This window comes from Glaciecola sp. SC05 (assembly GCF_041380235.1).
Lineage (GTDB): Bacteria > Pseudomonadota > Gammaproteobacteria > Enterobacterales > Alteromonadaceae > Glaciecola.
The window spans coordinates 31,824-48,175 of record NZ_JBGIYY010000019.1 but is presented as its reverse complement, the minus strand read 5'-3'; the positions used below and the strand labels follow the sequence as shown (position 1 = coordinate 48,175).

Genomic DNA, 16,352 nt, shown 5'->3' with positions numbered 1-16,352 from the left:
CATATAGCGTTGCTAGTTTTGCTGTCGCCCGCGTCGTTCGATGTATTGAACGCCGGTTTTTGACAGCTTGATGATATGTTGCGCACTAGCGATGGTTTCGCTGCGATGCGCAATCATAATTTTGCTTATCTTTAATTGGCTTAAGTGTGCATTGAGCTGTTGCTCGGTGGCTGAGTCTAAATGACTACTCGCTTCGTCGAGCAGCAACAGTTGAGGCTCCTGATATAAAGCCCGAGCGATCAATAAGCGCTGCTTTTGACCGCCGCTGAGCGCATCTCCCATATCCCCAATAGTGGATTGATACTGCATAGTCATGTTCATGATATCGTCATGAATGCAGGCGATTTGTGCGCACATCACCGCTTTTTCGATGTTGATGTTGTCTTCAAATTGACTGATGTTTTCGAGAATACTGCCCGAGAGAAGTTGGTCATCTTGCAGCACTGCAGCGATACCGTGTGCACTGCGGTTTTCAGGGCGAAGTTTCAGACCATTGATAAAAATATGACCACTGTTGGCCTCTAGTAAGCCTAGCAAACAGTTCAGTAAGGTAGACTTTCCGCAGCCGCTTGGGCCAATAATGGCAAGACTTTCGCCTGCATTTAGCCTGAAATTGACATTTTCAAAAACATAGGGCAAATCAGCGCCATACCGGTAGCTGAGCGCTCTCACGTCAATATGCGCAGTTGCTGTGAGTGCTGCAGTGTCATCAGCACCTTGCTCTGCATTTTTGTTGGCAAGTGTTGCTACCCGCAAAGATTGTTGAGCCTGTAGTTGATGAGTCAATTCTGGCTTGCTGAGTAAAATATCAGAGACGCGCTGAAGGTGAACGCTCAGCATTTTAAATTCGATCCACGTATCAATTAAGCTGCTCATGGATTCGACAAAGCGAGTTTTATAGCTAACAAAGGCAAACAGCATGCCGACGCTTAGGCTTTGTTCAAGCACTAGCAACGCAGCTAAATAGACAACGGCTAAGTTTTCTATCCCAAACATCAGCTTATTAATAGTGGTAAAACGAATATTCCACCTAGCCAGATGAATGCGTTTGTTCATGGCAACGGTAAATTTATTCAGCCATTTAGCATGCGAGGCATTTGTGGCGTTGCCTAATTTTAACGTACGAATGGCCCTAATACTTTGCATGAAATAGCTTTGCTGTTCGGCATCAGCATAGAGGGTCTCTTTGTTAAGTCGGCGCACTGGGTAAAAGAATAGCCAGCGCAGCAGGCTGTAAAATATCACTACGACAATTACCACCAAAGTAAGCTTAAAAGAGTATGCGAGCATTACGGCTAGGGTAATGAGAGCCATCAGACCATCAATAATGGCTGTCACAATTCCCGACGTGATCAACTCGCGAATGTGCTGCACTGAATCAAAGCGACTAACAATGTCACCCATGTGCCGTCGAATAAAATAGGGGACTGGTAATGAAAGCAAATGCGAAAATACGCTTGATGATAAAATCAAGCTAAAACGCATTGAAAACGCCAACATGACACGCTCGCGTAAAAACTGCGTAGCGGTATCGATAATAAGCAGCAAAGCAAAACCCATGGCCAGTGCCATTAGCAGAGCTTTGTCTGCTTTAATGAGCACCTCATCGACTACCGTTTGCATATAAAACGGTGACGCTACGGCAAACAGCTGCAGCAGCAGTGATAAGCCAAGCAGTATCAATAATTGACGTTTTATGCCGATCACGTTTTTTGCAAAGTCACGGAGACGCAGGCCATGCTCTGGTTTTACCTTGGTAAAGTCTTGATTAGGGCTCAGCTCAAGTGCCACTCCGGTAAAACTTTGATCGACTTCTTTGATTGGTACGAATCGTTTACCGAGGGCTGGGTCGGCAATATATATACCTTTGCGGCTAACCTTTGTGAGCACCACAAAGTGTGAAAAATTCCAATGCAAAATGGCGGGACGCTGCAGTTTGTCAAGCTCCTCTAAGGGGACTTTTAAGGGGCGTGACGACATGCCAATACGTGCGGCTTGTTCAATAATGGTTTTCAGCGTTACGCCTTGACCGTCGTTGTTTAAATCCAGGCGCAGCTGCGACAGACTAATGCCGTTTCCATAGAAGTTAGCAATCATGGTTAGGCATGCCATTGCGCACTCGTTGGCTTCATTTTGCATCACCAACTTGAAACGTCTAAAAGAGCTGAAGTGCAATGCGCGGGTGATGTTTTGGTGAGATAGACTTTGTGTATTCATTACAAACTCCCTTTCATGCTATACAGCGGAGAGAGCAACCATTCAAACAATGAACGCTCCGACAGAACCACGTCAGCCTGCACAGTCATTCCTTCTTTTAAGGGGATTTGTTCGCCTTCGGCTGCGATATAGTTTTGGACTAAGCGTGCGCGCACCATAAACACCGGCTCTTGAATAGAAATGGCATGCGCATGAGTTTCGTTAGGCAGGGTAATAGTTTGAGAGACTTCGGATATCTGCGCGTTTAATGTACCGTATTTTTGATAGGGGAAGGCATCTAAACGCACTCGGACATCTTGCGAAGTGCCAATGAAACCGGCCGCACTTGCGGGTACCGCTAGTTGCAGCTGCATGTCTTGATCAGGGTGTGCGAGCTTTAACAACACGCTAAAGCGCCCGATGTCATCACCTGCTTGAGCATGTAAATTATTGACTATTCCGTCGCGAGTGGCGTAAATGGTATAGCTGTGCTGACTCTGGAGATCTTTAATTTGCTGTTCGACAGGAAGTTGCTGTAGCTCGGTTTGGGTGCTTTGCTGTGCTACTTGTTGCGCTAGCTTCGCGTATTGGGCACTTAATTGCGTTTGCGTAATATCATTGTCAGAGAGTTGCTGAGTAAACTGTGCCTGCTGCTGGCGCATACTAAGCAAAGTTTGTTTAGCAGCGTTCAATGCATTAAGGCTAACGAGCTGTTGAGCATATAAGCCATCGAGCTTTTGTACATCGAGTTGCGCCATCTCAATACGTTGATTCAGATATCGCATTTGCTGCGTGATGGCTTTATGCTGGCGCTCTGCTGATATGAGCTGCTGAGATAAAAATGCTTGTTGCTGCTGGTTCTCGTAGGCGAGTTCTTGCTGAGTGTCTTGCATTAGCTGGAGTTGATACTGCAACTGAAGCAGTTGTTCTGCAAGGTTTTGCTCGCCCATAATCAAAAGGCTAGGCCGTTTTACGCTGAGCAGAGGCTGTCCCTGCGAGACGGTATCACCATTTTGAACATAGACCTGAGTGATCACTCCCACACTTTCTTTAGGACTAATTGAGACACTAGGCTGTTGAGTCGTGATGTAGCCTACGACGGTAGTTTTTTCAGTAAAAGAATGGTTAATTAGCATGGCAATCATTGCCGCCACCCAAATCAGCAAGGCAGAGCAAATCACCCACGCTCTAAACGATGGTGTTAATAAAGCTGGGCCATGCTGCTGAAGACTTAAAGCTTGCCAGGCTGACTCTCGGTATAAAGTGTTGTTTGCTTTCACTTTTGCTTATCCTGTCTCAATTTTTGATGAGCTCAGCGTAAATCTTTGGGCAAAAGGTGGCAGTTACAGTGAAGCCAACAAATACTAAAATTGAGAGCCAGCACCTCTATGTCCAGTTTTTAAGAGGGCATTTAGCAAAGGCCGATGCTGGCTGCATTGCTTAGGGAGCGCTTAAAATTAACAGCGTATCGGCGTGTGTCTCATTTTTGAGGGGGCACTTTAGAAGCGAATGTAATGTCTATGATATGAATTTAAAAAGCAGCAAATTTTTTTTACGTTCCTATAAAAAAGACAGCTGTCTTTTTTGTCTGTTTAGCCTCGTTTATTTGCTAGAGTGCTTTAGGCCGTTACAAACTAGGCAATATGACTCAAACTAAAATCTTATTAATTGCTGGTTGTGCCGGATTGGTATCCACGGCTGTTGGATTAATTACCTTTTGCCTTAGTTGGTATTTTTACGACGTTATGCCAGGGCCAATTCCAAGGTAGGGCATACGGCATTCAGCGTGTGTTAAGCGCCAAGGTCAAAGTCTTTTTGAATCATGAAGTCATCAATCACGGCGGCTTGATCCATGCCCTAAAGTGGCAGCTCTGATTTATTTCATACTGAAGACTGACCCGAAGAAAAATACCCATAGTAACAGGTCAACTTAAATATTGGGGTTCTTTTACTTAACGGTAGGATTCTGATAATTTATTTATCAGTTGGCAAAAAACACTTTCGTGGCAAGGTGTCATGAGCTTAAGCTCTTAATAATGAAACCTCACAGATTGTAAATATTAATTGGTAATAATGATTCGAATAGCACACTGGGAAATAGATCCCCAAGATCGCACAGTAACAAATACGAAATCTGGTAATGCACATACAACAGAGCCTAAAACCATGTCTGTGTTGCTCTTGTTAATCGAGCGAGATGGGCAAGTAGTTAGTCGTGACGAGTTCATGCAAATAGTGTGGAGTGGCCGATTTACGGTAGAAGAAAGTTTAACGCGCTGTATTTCTGAATTACGCAAGATTTTTGGCGATAGTCCTAAAAATCCACAATACATAAAAACAATACACGGCAGGGGATATCAACTGCTGGTCAAAGCCACTTCGAGCAGTACCCAAAGTAATAAAGGGGCTAATGTTAATAATGAAAAAAGCCAAGGTGCTTATATTACTATTGCGTGCATGATGATATTTGCATTAGTCGCTTGGTGGATTTACGTCGCTTTGGTCCCTTTTCAAAAAGAGGTGGTGGCAGAAGCAAATCCCGTAACCGTTGAAGCAAGCGCTCTTACAAAAAATATTGCAGAGGATGTTCTTTCTATAAATGGCTTTCCCAGCAAGATTGTTCTTAGCCCCGGTGCCAACGAAAATGAATTCGAAATTATCATAGATAAGGCACAACAAAACGCTAGCGATAATAACATTGTAAACATTCAGATAAACGACAGCGATGGTCTCGTAGTTTGGCAGGGCATCCGAAATTTTGATACTCGGTCAGACCGCATACTTATGGCTGAAGACCTTTCACAAATTCTAGTCAAGATAGATAGCTCGAAGAAAGCCCCTGAATTTGTAAAATTGCCTGCAGATTTACAAGTCCAATATCAACACGCAATATACCTTATCAATAGAAGAGGTCAGGACAATTTAAACGACGCAATTGAAATTCTTGACAGAATATTGAGCCAAAGGTCTGACTTTGTCATGGCGTTTATTCAACAAGCCGTTGCGATTAGAAGCCTAAGCCTTTACGAAACCAACATTGAAGAGCGACAAAAATTTCTAACTCGATACGAGCTATTATTAAAACAGGCCAAAGCGATAGCACCTGATCACCCTGTAACAATGGCTGTGTCTTATAATTTTAATGTGACTGAGGCTAGTCTTGCGGAGTATGAACAGGTTCTAAAAGCGGCTGTTGAATACGCTCCGGCTTGCGTGATATGCGTCAGAGAGCTTGCTGAATTTTACCTGCATATTGGGTATTTTGAAAAAGCAGCAAAGCTTGTTGAAAAACATCTTGATTATTTTCCATTGTCGATTTTGATGCATAGCTATTTAGCTATCATTTATAGCCATCAAGGAAATATTGAACTTACATATTCTCAGGCACAAGTTGTCGAGTCTCTGGGAGAAAATAGAGGCTTTGATGCCTTAAGTTTGAAAGTTCAGGTCGCTATGATGAAAGGAGATACTTCAGCTTATCTCGGTTTACGAGAAGAGCTATTAGAGCAACACCCCGTCTACCTTCAACATGCTCAGGTAATCGATGCACTTATGGCCATGAATACAGAAGAAGCGAAAGCCATAATTAGGAACATGCCCTTTCTTGATTTTAATTTAGCCCTTAGCGCTGGTATGTTCGAGGAATTATTGGTTCGCATAAATAATAACCTAAGCAATGGCCAAATTAGAGATTTTAAGTTCATCCATGGTTACCTAAATCCAGAATCATACCTAGTATACGAATACTCAGTAAACTTGCTTAATTTTAAAAACTCTGAAGAGGTCCTTAATTTGTTCACAGATGTTGGAATGCTCACCTATTGGCAAGAAAACAGACAATGGCCAGATTATTGCCACTTTATTGAATACCATAAACAACGCCCTTCTTATTGCCCCTAATAAAACATAAATATTTGAATTTATTATATAAAATTTAACCTTAAAACAATTCTTTAGGTTTTCTTTAGGAATGATTAGCTTTCCGTCAGGATTTAGAGCGTAGCATCATGTGTACTCGATGTCGGTTCGTCAAGACCGTGAGCTTAGTTTGCCGGGTGAGTTGCTTACAAGAATCGAAGATTGAACGTCTTCGCCTAACTAACACCGCGAGCAAACGCGTTTGTGACTTTGTGACAAAACTGGTCTTGAACTAACTCAAACAAGAAGCTTACGCGGGTTGCTGTGCAACGATGCGTTAAATTTGCAAACACTAAAGGATTACTATGAAATATTCAAAATGCTTACTCGCCGCGGCGCTTGCCTGCTCATGTGTTGCTGCATCGAAGGCAGCGATTGCTCCTGTTAAGTTCGAGTTTACTCAAAGCGGATTCTACAGTTATGAATTCGATCAAAACGGTGACCTAGTAAAAGGAGCACTGACTAACGCATCTATCACAGGTTCCTTCACTGGCATGGACATGGACGGTGATGGCCAAATTTATGCCCGTGGCCAAGTGGCCGCAGACTTCGGCTTCGGTCCATTTGGAAATGAACTAATTGCTGCTGAAGTAACATTTAACGGCTTTGGCACAACAAACGGTCCGCAAACTATAGTTTATGATAGCACTGGGATTGATGCTTTCGGCGGTCCAAGTGATATGACAAGTCTTTTTAGTACATTTATGGGCATTGCTTATAACTTAGACGGTGGAGCGCTTGGTGACACCCCAGACGAGGGTCTAAGTTTAGGTTTATTTGCACCAAGTACTAACTTTACTGTGGGCTCCTTATTCGCGACTTACTGGGATGATCCAGACTACTTAAAGGGCGAAGTTACGGGTGTTTGTGATGGCATTATCTCTTGTGCTTCCGTATTCGAGGCTGTACCTGCTCCAACTCAGTCTGGTGCTGCCGCAATAACGCCGTTTTTCTTAACTTCAGAAACACTGCAAATGAAGCAAATAGCGGTGCCGACTCCGGCTCTTTATGGTCTTTTCGCTAGCATATTTGGTGGTTTGTTTATGCTCAGACAAACTAGAAAAGCGTACGAAGAATAAAGCGTTTTAAACACATTTTTCCTCCCTAGGTAATGCGGCGTTGCCTTATCGCAGCGCCGTGTCACTTTTAGTTATCTGTATGACAACAATTGCGAGTGCGCTTTAAGCCATTAACTACACAATTTGTAAATTAACCTAACTTTATCATGACGCTCCTCCCGTCATCGTCACGCAGGTTTAGACCTCCCAATGCGTCGCTTTGAGACATGCGCCTGCAGCATCTGCGTCGCTTGCAGCTAAATGCGACCAACTTCTCATGCTTGCAGTCACCGCACAAGACGCGCAAAAATCCGAAGTCTAACCGACCACAACGAAGAAACTCATGTTCAACATTTGGGGTGCGCAGTATTGCTGTTTGGCTCAAATAATTAGCTAGTTTTTATCAAACTGTATGAAGGTCTTGCAGTAATAAACAAATATGAGTCGTGTTCTTGGTATCATGTATATACGATATGCTGTTAGAGCGTGTAATAGCGCCGAGTAATAAAATAGAGAGGAATATGGAAACAGAACATTTTAAACGTAGTGTTATGCCTATACTTATTAAGATAAGATCGCTGTTTTTATTATTAATATTAGCTGGTTACTGCTCGCCGTCGTTCTCTGCAGAATGTGTTGTTTTGCTTCACGGCTTAGCCAGAACAGCGAGTTCGATGGAAGCCTTAGAAACCAAACTAAGCAGCGAAGGCTTTTATGTAGCAAATATCGATTATCCTTCGCGTGAGATGACTATCGAGGCACTATCGGAGCTCGCTATCGCTCAAGGTATTGAGGGCTGTAAAAAAGCCAAAGCTAGCCCCATTAATTTTGTGACTCACTCTTTGGGGGGAATATTAGTTCGCCAATTTTATAAAACTAATCAACAAGAAGACCTTAAGCGAGTCGTTATGCTAGGTCCACCAAACAAGGGGAGTGAGGTTGTTGATAATCTCAAAGATGTCCCAGGGTTTGAGTTTTATAATGGCCCAGCAGGCATGCAGCTTGGCACCGGTGAAAATGATGTGCCAAAACGGCTAGGACCCGTTAATTTTGATTTAGGTGTTATCGCTGGCACTCGCTCTATAAATTTTATATTGTCGAGGTACTTACCTGACCCAGATGACGGAAAGGTCTCTGTTGCCAGCACCAAAGTAGAGGGGATGTGCAGTTTTTTAACACTGCCGGTCAGCCACACTTTTATGATGAGCGATGATGACGTGATCGTCGAAGTGATTGAGTTTCTAAAGTCAGGTGCGTTTGTTCATGTCGACGCATTGAACTTTTGTGGGTCGAGTATGCAAGCCAGTAGAAAATTTTAAATTTAAGCAAAACATATTAAGTGCAGAGGGTAAAAATGTCGAATATCCAGAATCAAAAACGCCCCAAAACCTTGTCTAAAAAAGTCCGCATCATTATCGGTTTATTGTCGCTTCCCTCGTTGATGCTAAGCGCAATGTTGATTAGAACTGCGCTGAACGATCAGTGGGATACGGTAGATGCATTTGAAGTTGTTTATGCCGGCGTAGGGATTTTCGCCGCGTATATTGCGCTAACAGGCAAACGTTTTTTTTGAACTTTATGGTCATGTAGTCAATACAAATACCAATAGTGCGGCTTTGAAGATAACATTCAATTGAGTATCGTGCGCCACAGGAGCAAAATCTACTATGCAAGAAGTCACAACAAAAGCGCCAGGTAAAAGTGGCATTGTAAAGCTCGCCATACCAATATTGATTGCGATAATTGCACTGTTGATTTATAACTTTCAGAGCATCGACGGATACCAAAAATTATCTGATGATATTGGTCAAAGTATGATCAAAGACCCCGCAGTAAGTGCCGTTTTACTGACATATCGTGACAATCAAAACATCAAAGAACTGACCATTAACATAAAAGGTGCTACCGGCGAGCTTGGCGCTTATCGCGATGACGTGGTCAATTTTGTGTGTACATCAGATTTTTTAAGTAACGCGATAAAAGACTCCGATAGCGTGGATGTAAAAATAACGGCCTCTTTGCGTAAAAAAGATAAATACCTCGATATAAGTGTGACAAATTCACTTTGCTCAGAGCGCAACTAAGGTGCCCATTGCTTGCGAGCTACGGTACTAACTCATGAAATATGTTGAGATTTTTTGGGTCTTTTTAAAGCTGGGTTGCACGTCCTTTGGTGGCCCGGTTGCTCATTTAATCTATTTTCGTCAGGCTTTTGTTGAGCAACACAAGTGGTTAAGCGAGCAAGAATATTCAAACATCATAGCATTATGCCAAGCGCTACCTGGGCCGGCGAGCAGTCAAGTTGGCTTCACTGTTGGTCTAAATAAAGGGGGCTTGCTTGGTGCGCTACTGGCCTTTATTGGATTTACACTGCCGTCTGTATTCCTGCTGTTGGTGTTTGCCAATTATCTCTCGTTATTCGATTCCAGTGCAGGTCTTGCCGCCTTGCAAGGCTTGGCAATTTTGGCATTTGCCGTAGTGTTGCACGGCGTATTAGGAATGGGCAAAAACCTATGCTTTGATACATCAAGGTTTTCAATTGCGCTACTGACGTTTATAACGATGCTGCTGGCAGAATCAATATTAACGCAGGTTGCGGTGATTGTTATTGGTGGCTTACTCGGCTTTATTTTAATTCAAGCATCGCCTTATGACACTTCGACCAACATAAACAATAGCGTCAAAAGTAAAAAAGGGCTTAAGCTTGCACCATCGATTAGCTGGGCAGCGGTGCTGCTGGGCCTATTTTTTGCGCTGCCATTTATATCTGACACAGCCAATCAATTTTATCGCTCAGGCGCACTGGTGTTTGGTGGTGGGCACGTAGTATTGCCATTGCTCGAAGAGGCGGTTGTTGCAGCAGGTAAAGTATCTCAGGCTGATTTTTTAGCTGGCTATGGTGCCACTCAAGCGGTGCCCGGGCCGATGTTTACGTTTGCGACCTATCTTGGTTTTTTACAGTCTGAGGATGGAGGCTTACAGGGAGCCCTTATCGCAACCGTCTTTGTATTCTTGCCCGGTTTTTTACTGGTGCTAGCTATCTATCCGTTTTGGCAAAAGCTAAGTGCCAATACTAGCTTGCAAAACGCGATATCTGGTGCAAACGCTGCAGTGGTAGGTTTGTTGGCCGCTGCTCTGTACGACCCGATTTTTACACATGCTATTGGCCAGCCTAGCGATATGGTAATTGCAGCCCTTGCATATGCAGGCCTCGCTCGATTTAAGCTACCGGTATTGTGGGTAGTATTTGGCTGCATCGCTATTAAACTAGCTATGGTGTTCGTGCCCTATTAATAAAATTTAGGCTCGTAATATCGTAGATAAGGACGGCATGATTGCCGATGCATTTAATAAAAGGAAGCAATAATGCCTGAACAACGACACCATCAAATTCATTACTTAGAAATTCCGACACCGGATATAGCTGCCAGCAAAGCATTTTTTGAAGATGCTTTTGACTGGCGATTTGTCGACTATGGGCCAGATTATACTTGTTTTGTTGGACAGCAAATTGAAGGTGGGTTTTTTACATCTGCACATGCCATGAATAGTGAACAAGGAAGCGCTCTAGTAGTACTTTATTCAAAATCTCTCGAAGACAGTCTAAGTAAAGTGCAGGCGGCGGCTGGAACAATCAAACAATCAATTTTTAGTTTTCCGGGTGGACGGCGTTTTCATTTTGTTGACCCAAGTGGTAATGAATTTGCAGTTTGGAGCGAGTAACAGAACTTCGAAGCATTAATCATCCAAAAACCTGAGGTCGCACAGCAAGGAAATTTATATTTCTATTGCTCGACTAAATCACTACACTTTCACCGATTTTAATTTATAAGGATAGCGGATGAAAATAAGCATGATAAAGGTAATTGCGCTAACAACACTGATGTTGTTTTTAAGCGGCGCGCATGCCACTGCCACGTTTAGCTTTAGCGAAACACAAGAGGCAACTACTCCCACAGTGGTTGTATTTGTATCAGACCCACAAGCATTGAGCTCAATGGCAAGCACACTTGACACTCAAAGCAACGGTGCTTTAACAGCCTTACTTTCTCACAATAAGTTCGATGCAAAACTAGGGAGTACGCTGCATTTGCAAATGCTCGCGGGTGTACAAGATATTCTAGTAGTAGGAGTTGCTTCAGCGGATGCGCTTGATGCAGCCACCTTGCAAAATATTGGAGGCAGTATCGCAGGGGCGTTGAAGTCGACTACCACAGATGTTAAGGCCAGTATTTTTGTAGAAAATGTGAATAGTGATTCAGACTTCGCTGCGGCTCACATCGCCTATGGCTATGACCTTCGTCACTACAGTTTTGATAAATACAAGACGGTGAAGCACGACGGAAAATCAACAGTTGCGTTGATTTCAGATAATGCGAGTGCCAATAAAGATCTCTATGAAGGCGATCTACAATACTTGGCTGATGGCGTGCATCTGACCCGTGATATCGCATCAGAGCCAGGTAAAAGTATGTACCCTGTGGAGTTTGTTGAGCGGGTGAGCGCGATGTTCAAAGGTGTCAAGAATGTGAATATTGACGTGCTTGACGTGGCGGATATGGAGCGACTAAACATGGGTGCTTTGCTGGGTGTGGGTCAAGGCTCAATTCATGAGCCGCGCATGCTGGTGATCAACTACAAAGGCGGAAATAAATCAGATGCACCTATCGCTTTAGCTGGTAAGGGCATTACCTTTGACACCGGTGGCATCAGCCTAAAAGGCAATGAAAACATGTGGCAGATGAAGTCAGATCTGGCTGGCGCTGCTGCGGTTGCAGGGACACTTTATGCGGTAGCTAAACGCGGCGAAACCGTCAATCTAGTGGGCTTAATGCCGCTTGCTGAGAATATGCCCGCAGAAGACGCTATTCGTCCTGGCGACGTACTCAACACCATGCAAGGCACAAGTATTGAAATTATTAGTACGGATGCCGAAGGTCGCTTGGTGTTATCTGATGCGGTCTACTATGCGCAAAAAACATTTGAGCCCAAAATGTTGTTAAACATTGCTACCTTAACCGGCTCAGCCGCTCGTGCGTTAAGTGATGAATATGCAGCCGTAATTACGCGCGATTTTAGTTTGTCTACGCAAATGATGGCTATCGGTAAAAAAACCGGTGAAGACGTTTGGCCTTTGCCGTTGCATCCTAATCACTATAAGCAAATTCATTCAGACATCGCCGATATTAAAAACTCTGGCGCAGGTAATCCTGGTGCTAGCGTTGCCGCAGCAGTAATTGGTACGTTTGTCGCTGATGATTTACCTTGGGTGCATCTAGATATTGCCGGTGTAGACTGGTTATCTGACAGCATCGATACTGCCCCAAAAGGCAGCCAAGGCTGGGGCGTAAGGTTTATGGACCAGTTAGTAAGAGACAACAAATAAGGCTTAATAACCCTACATTGGCATTACTACGATTAGTCATATATTGCTAGGTTTGGGAATTGCTTGTTAAAAAGCGCGTTAGCGTCTTCAATTTTCATGAAGGTGGCTGCGCGCTTTTTTGTGCTTTGCAACAGTCTGCGCTTGATGTGCCTTAAGCGATGTCGGTAAAGCTCAGCATGAGATAATACCCAGCCACCGTTAAAGGCAAGGACACGATGGTTGAAATGGCAATAATTTGTGCCGCTAGCTGGTGGTTGCCGCCGATTTTACGAACCATGACGTAGCTTGCCGCGGCAGTAGGGCTCATGGCCATTAAAAACACCACTCCCAACGATATGCCAGTAACACCAAACCATATAGCCAAGGACACTAGCACCAATGGGTAAACGATGCATTTTCCAACACTTGCGAGCAGCACCATACGCCACTCGCGCCCTAAACTTCTAAACCTTAATGAAGCACCCGTGCACAACAACGCTAAGGGCAATGTTAATTGTGCGAAGTAACCTAAGCTATTTGTCACAAAGGTCGGTGTTGGTAGCGCAAAGTAAGAAACACCCACACCAGCAATAATACTTAAAATGATAGGATTGCTAACAATGCCTTTACTAATGCGCTTGAGACTGACTGCTGAGCCTTCAAAGACGTTTAGTACCGTTACCGACAGCACATTATAAACAATCGTCAAGGCTCCTAGGTAGATTGACGCATAGGCTAAGCCTTCTTGACCATAAGCATTGGCGCAATACGCCAGTCCAATAATGCCCATATTAGACCGAAAAGCTCCTTGCACAATCACGCCTTTGTCGTGCCGGTTTTGCACGCGATATATGACCCAAAGTAAATATGTGAAGAACACAGTTAAGGTGCCAAAAATTCCGATGGCGATAGTTTTAGGATCGGTCAGTGAACTGATGTCGCTACTGCTGATATTAACGAAAAGTAGTGCAGGTAGAGCATAATTAAAGATGAGTCGAGAGGCTTTTTCTACGAAGCTATCGTCTAATAAGCCTTGGCGATAAAAACCATAGCCAATGATAATCAGAATTAAAACCGGCCCAATGACGGTAAGTGAAAACGCTACAAACGCCTGCAGAGGAGTGGAAGATAGAATAATACTACCCCTAGGGGCTTACTAATACGTGCTTGAATTATCGCATATCAATTGATTTAAGAATACTGCCGAATGCGCGGGCGCCATGCTTTTGAATTTGCTTATCGAAGTACCAACTGCCCAGTATGGGAATGTTAATGTGTCCTTTCGATTCCCACTTGACCAAAGTCCCGCCCTCGGTTTCGCTTAAACTTATTAGGCCAAGCTCGTGTTGATATGGCAGGGGTTTACTGTATTCAATTAAATAGCCCAGTTGAAACGGGCGTTCAAATTTGACTATCCGCTCATGCAACACTGACTTGCCGGCGACGATTTCACGCAAAGCACCAAGCCCATTTTTATCGTCAGCGCCTTCTTCTATTAAACGTGACTCATCTACTCCTTTAAACGAGTCGTAGTTTGCATGGTCGCTTATTGCTGAAAAGACCTCTTCAATAGGCTTGTTAATTTGTCTTTGAATTTGAATATGAAACATTTTAATCAGCCATCATAAATTGAATGGACAGTTGCACGACTATCCGCGCAACTCTCGTCGCAGGATCTTACCAACAGTCGACTTTGGTAGCTCGTCGATAACGTTTATTTCTTTGGGTACTTTGTAATTTGTGAGGTGCTTTTTGCAATGCTCAACCAATGCAGCTTGGTCATAATCTTCAGTAACCGTTACATAAGCACATACACGCTCTTGCGTGCGGTCATCAGGTTTACCAACCACAGCAGCTTCTAATACCGAAGGGTGCTGGGTGAGAATATCTTCAACCTCATTAGGATAGACATTAAAGCCCGATACGATGATCATATCTTTTAGACGGTCAACAATTTTAATGCAGTTGTCGGCAGTGATCACGCCGATATCACCGGTTTTAAAATATCCATCTTGGGTCATGACCTTATCGGTTTCATCTTGACGTTGCCAGTAACCTTTCATGACCTGTGGACCTTTAACTGCGATTTGTCCTTCTTGACCCTCACCTACTGGCTGATCGTTTTCATCAAGTAGCAAGATATGCGTTTCGTCCAATGCAGGACCGACTGTGCCCATGTGCTCTTTGCCAGGAAGGTTAAAAGAAACAACTGGAGACGTTTCTGATAAGCCGTACCCTTCAGTCACAGAGCAACCCGTTGTTTGTTGCCATAAAGTCGCAGCAGAACGGGTCAGCGCGGTGCCACCCGACATGGTTAGTTTAAGTTTACTGAAATCGAGTTTCTTGAAGTCGGCTTGTGCACATAAGCCCATAAACAAGGTGTTAATGCCAGCAAATGCAGTAAATTTATGACCTTGTAATGATTTCACAAAGCCGTCCATATCCCTTGGATTGGGGATCAGCAATATCATCGAGCCTTTCGCAAAAAAAGTCATCATACAAACAACAAACGCGTAGATGTGGTAAAGCGGAAGTGGGCAAACTACTAGTTCTTCGCCATCTACTAGTGCCTCGCCAAGCCGGCTAAGAGTTTGCAGACTGTTTGCTAACACATTTTGGTGAGACAGCTCTGCACCTTTGGAGACTCCAGTTGTCCCGCCGGTATATTGCAGGAAGCAGGTGTCATCTAAGTTTGTTGCTGGTCGAGCTTGCAGTGTCAGCCCTTCTGCCTGCTCAAATATTTGTGTATAACACGTGTATTCGGCATGCCCAACCGGCGCGTTACTTAATAGCTGTGCAGCGCTAGTCACAATCACATGTTTAATCGAGGTGTTGGCTTTGATGTTTTCATATTTAGGTAGCAGGTCAGATAAAATGACTAATGCTTTGGTACCTGAGTCGTTAAACTGGTGCTCCATTTCGCGCTCGGTATATAAAGGATTGGTGTTTACTACCACTAAGCCAGCTCGCAGTGCTCCGTAGACTGCAATTGGATGCTGTATTAGGTTAGGTAGCTGGATGGCAATTCTGTCGCCCGGCTTTAAAGAGGTGTGCGTTTGCAACCATGCCGCAAATTGTCGAGACAAGACTTCCATTTGCGCAAAGGTTTTTTCTTGTCCAAGCGCTGAGTATGCTGGGCGGTCGGCATATTTGGTAAATGTGTCTTCAATATAATCGGCTAAACTATTAATGTGAGCTGGAATAAGTGCAGAACGGGCCATGAGTTCCTCTTTAGTGTTTTGATTTTATAAAGTATTAACATAAAACTTACATTACCGGATCAACTACATCAAGGCTATTGTTAATGATAGATACTACAAAGCCTCCGTGATAGTTGCTATTAGCTTGATTTAGTGCGGCGAAATTGAGCAAAACAAATTCCAGCCAATACGCCAGCGCTTATCTGCAAGAGCAGGCCGATAGTGCCTCGTGCCCCAGCAATAATGGTCACGCCTAGGATAGGCTGCATTGCTATCAGCATTAGCAAAAAACCGGCGCCTCCGGCAAGCGGATATATGATGTGCTTAGATGCTTTTAATTTTTTATTGAGCAAACCTGCGACAGAAAACGACAGCAGCAAAGTGATGCAAATAATAAGGCCATAGGTGGGTGCCAAGCCGATCAAATCATGCCAAGTGGTGTTTAATCGTTCTGATACGGTAATTATCACGTCAATTTCAGTGAGCTTTGCAAGCACTGATTGCGTATGTAACATGCTGGCAAAGATAAACCCCACAATAGATGCGAGTAATGTATATCCAATACGTACTAACCATTTCATGGTAAGACCATTCCTTAAGTGCGTTTCGCGTTGA

At 43.8% G+C, this 16,352-nt stretch carries 14 protein-coding genes and 1 pseudogene; 8 read left to right on the top strand and 7 right to left on the bottom strand.

All coding sequences use genetic code 11. The features are described 5' to 3' along the window. Positions 1-12: 12 nt before the first annotated feature. Together AB9H30_RS15985 and AB9H30_RS15980 are read right to left on the bottom strand one after the other, a co-directional pair. Complete coding sequence (locus tag AB9H30_RS15985) at positions 13-2,217, bottom strand: peptidase domain-containing ABC transporter (protein ID WP_371195715.1); 2,205 nt, start codon at positions 2,215-2,217, stop codon at positions 13-15. Beyond that, the gene (locus tag AB9H30_RS15980; protein ID WP_371195713.1) at positions 2,217-3,476 is read right to left on the bottom strand and encodes an HlyD family secretion protein; all 1,260 of its coding nucleotides are present in this window, start codon (positions 3,474-3,476) and stop codon (positions 2,217-2,219) included. Before AB9H30_RS15980 ends, AB9H30_RS15985 begins: the two co-directional genes overlap by 1 nt. A gap of 793 nt (positions 3,477-4,269) precedes the next feature. Here AB9H30_RS15980 and AB9H30_RS15975 point away from each other — a divergent pair. Together AB9H30_RS15975 and AB9H30_RS15970 are read left to right on the top strand one after the other, a co-directional pair. Next, complete coding sequence (locus AB9H30_RS15975) at positions 4,270-6,096, top strand: winged helix-turn-helix domain-containing protein (RefSeq protein ID WP_371195712.1); 1,827 nt, start codon at positions 4,270-4,272, stop codon at positions 6,094-6,096. Between the two features lie 323 nt (positions 6,097-6,419). Beyond that, positions 6,420-7,193, top strand: a complete 774-nt coding sequence (locus AB9H30_RS15970; RefSeq protein ID WP_371195711.1) for a hypothetical protein — start codon at positions 6,420-6,422, stop codon at positions 7,191-7,193. Between the two features lie 187 nt (positions 7,194-7,380). On the opposite strand, the pseudogene AB9H30_RS15965 reads toward AB9H30_RS15970, so the two are convergent. After that, positions 7,381-7,515, bottom strand: a pseudogene (locus tag AB9H30_RS15965) (transposase zinc-binding domain-containing protein); the annotation flags it as partial. Positions 7,516-7,693: 178 nt separating this feature from the next. Here AB9H30_RS15965 and AB9H30_RS15960 point away from each other — a divergent pair. The 6 genes from AB9H30_RS15960 (at position 7,694) to AB9H30_RS15935 (ending at position 12,558) form a co-directional block, all read left to right on the top strand. Further along, positions 7,694-8,491, top strand: coding sequence for an esterase/lipase family protein (locus AB9H30_RS15960; protein ID WP_371195710.1), 798 nt, complete (start codon positions 7,694-7,696; stop codon positions 8,489-8,491). A gap of 35 nt (positions 8,492-8,526) precedes the next feature. After that, a complete protein-coding gene (locus tag AB9H30_RS15955) occupies positions 8,527-8,745 on the top strand; it encodes a hypothetical protein (RefSeq protein ID WP_371195709.1) in 219 nt (72 codons plus the stop codon). A 94-nt stretch (positions 8,746-8,839) separates the two neighbouring features. Then, on the top strand, positions 8,840-9,256 hold the full coding sequence (locus AB9H30_RS15950; protein ID WP_371195708.1) for a hypothetical protein: 417 nt from the start codon (positions 8,840-8,842) through the stop codon (positions 9,254-9,256). Positions 9,257-9,290: 34 nt separating this feature from the next. Continuing rightward, complete coding sequence (chrA, locus tag AB9H30_RS15945) at positions 9,291-10,466, top strand: chromate efflux transporter (protein WP_371195707.1); 1,176 nt, start codon at positions 9,291-9,293, stop codon at positions 10,464-10,466. Positions 10,467-10,538: 72 nt separating this feature from the next. Then, positions 10,539-10,895: a VOC family protein gene (locus AB9H30_RS15940; protein ID WP_371195705.1), complete on the top strand. Its 357-nt coding sequence runs from the start codon at positions 10,539-10,541 to the stop codon at positions 10,893-10,895. A gap of 118 nt (positions 10,896-11,013) precedes the next feature. Beyond that, positions 11,014-12,558 carry a leucyl aminopeptidase gene (locus tag AB9H30_RS15935; RefSeq protein WP_371195704.1) on the top strand — a complete coding sequence of 515 codons (1,545 nt, stop codon included), beginning with the start codon at positions 11,014-11,016 and terminating at the stop codon, positions 12,556-12,558. Between the two features lie 151 nt (positions 12,559-12,709). Here AB9H30_RS15935 and AB9H30_RS15930 read toward each other — a convergent pair whose 3' ends face one another. The 4 genes from AB9H30_RS15930 to AB9H30_RS15915 all read right to left on the bottom strand — a co-directional run bounded on the left by AB9H30_RS15930 (position 12,710) and on the right by AB9H30_RS15915 (position 16,318). Continuing rightward, a complete protein-coding gene (locus AB9H30_RS15930) occupies positions 12,710-13,621 on the bottom strand; it encodes an AEC family transporter (RefSeq protein ID WP_371195747.1) in 912 nt (303 codons plus the stop codon). Positions 13,622-13,709: 88 nt separating this feature from the next. Then, on the bottom strand, positions 13,710-14,147 hold the full coding sequence (locus tag AB9H30_RS15925) for an SRPBCC family protein (protein ID WP_371195703.1): 438 nt from the start codon (positions 14,145-14,147) through the stop codon (positions 13,710-13,712). Between the two features lie 39 nt (positions 14,148-14,186). Continuing rightward, positions 14,187-15,758 carry an AMP-binding protein gene (locus tag AB9H30_RS15920; RefSeq protein WP_371195702.1) on the bottom strand — a complete coding sequence of 524 codons (1,572 nt, stop codon included), beginning with the start codon at positions 15,756-15,758 and terminating at the stop codon, positions 14,187-14,189. 119 nt (positions 15,759-15,877) lie between these two features. After that, positions 15,878-16,318, bottom strand: coding sequence for a hypothetical protein (locus AB9H30_RS15915; protein ID WP_371195701.1), 441 nt, complete (start codon positions 16,316-16,318; stop codon positions 15,878-15,880). Positions 16,319-16,352 lie beyond the last annotated feature (34 nt).

What these genes read in the sequence shown, in the direction of transcription:
- AB9H30_RS15985 (WP_371195715.1), bottom strand. Translation starts at nt 2,217, where the DNA reads ATGAATACACAAAGTCTATCTCACCAAAACATCACCCGCGCATTGCAC.
- AB9H30_RS15975 (WP_371195712.1), top strand. Translation starts at nt 4,270, where the DNA reads ATGATTCGAATAGCACACTGGGAAATAGATCCCCAAGATCGCACAGTA.
- AB9H30_RS15970 (WP_371195711.1), top strand. Translation starts at nt 6,420, where the DNA reads ATGAAATATTCAAAATGCTTACTCGCCGCGGCGCTTGCCTGCTCATGT.
- AB9H30_RS15960 (WP_371195710.1), top strand. Translation starts at nt 7,694, where the DNA reads ATGGAAACAGAACATTTTAAACGTAGTGTTATGCCTATACTTATTAAG.
- AB9H30_RS15955 (WP_371195709.1), top strand. Translation starts at nt 8,527, where the DNA reads ATGTCGAATATCCAGAATCAAAAACGCCCCAAAACCTTGTCTAAAAAA.
- AB9H30_RS15950 (WP_371195708.1), top strand. Translation starts at nt 8,840, where the DNA reads ATGCAAGAAGTCACAACAAAAGCGCCAGGTAAAAGTGGCATTGTAAAG.
- chrA (WP_371195707.1), top strand. Translation starts at nt 9,291, where the DNA reads ATGAAATATGTTGAGATTTTTTGGGTCTTTTTAAAGCTGGGTTGCACG.
- AB9H30_RS15940 (WP_371195705.1), top strand. Translation starts at nt 10,539, where the DNA reads ATGCCTGAACAACGACACCATCAAATTCATTACTTAGAAATTCCGACA.
- AB9H30_RS15935 (WP_371195704.1), top strand. Translation starts at nt 11,014, where the DNA reads ATGAAAATAAGCATGATAAAGGTAATTGCGCTAACAACACTGATGTTG.
- AB9H30_RS15925 (WP_371195703.1), bottom strand. Translation starts at nt 14,147, where the DNA reads ATGTTTCATATTCAAATTCAAAGACAAATTAACAAGCCTATTGAAGAG.
- AB9H30_RS15920 (WP_371195702.1), bottom strand. Translation starts at nt 15,758, where the DNA reads ATGGCCCGTTCTGCACTTATTCCAGCTCACATTAATAGTTTAGCCGAT.
- AB9H30_RS15915 (WP_371195701.1), bottom strand. Translation starts at nt 16,318, where the DNA reads ATGAAATGGTTAGTACGTATTGGATATACATTACTCGCATCTATTGTG.